The following is a 432-nucleotide window of genomic DNA, read 5'->3' on the forward strand; positions in this document are numbered from 1 at the left end:
GAGGGCGCAGGAGGTGCCGACATCGCCCGCAGCTGGGCCGACGGCGATCACGCCGCGGGGCTGGCGCTGTGGGAGCAGTTCGCCGAGCTCGGGCTCCTCGGTCTGCGCGTGCCCGAGGAGGAGGGCGGCTTCGGCGGCAGCCTGAGCGACCTCGTCGTCGTGTTCGAGCGGCTCGGCTACCACGGCACCCCCGGCCCGTACCTGGAGACGGTGGCGCTGCTGCCCTCGCTGGTCGACGCCGCGACGCGCGGTGAGCTGGCAGGTGGCGCGATCGCCACGGCCGCCGTCGAGGGCGTCGCGCCTGCAGCGCTGGATGCCGGCATCGCCACGCACCTGTTCCTGGTGCAGGGCGGCGCCCTGCACCCCGCCGCGATCTCGGAGCAGCTCGAGTCGGTCGCTCCGACCCGGCGCCCGGCCCGGCTGACCGCCGCG

Annotated in this window: 1 protein-coding gene; it reads left to right on the forward strand. The window is 76.4% G+C overall.

Annotation, left to right across the window (positions count from 1 at the left end; all coding sequences use genetic code 11):
• Positions 1 to 432, forward strand: a 432-nt coding sequence (locus tag KI686_RS15745; RefSeq protein WP_237590284.1) for an acyl-CoA dehydrogenase family protein, incomplete at both ends; no start/stop codon positions are given.

It is taken from the genome of Polaribacter sargassicola (genome assembly GCF_021991835.1).
GTDB lineage: Bacteria > Bacteroidota > Bacteroidia > Flavobacteriales > Flavobacteriaceae > Polaribacter > Polaribacter sargassicola.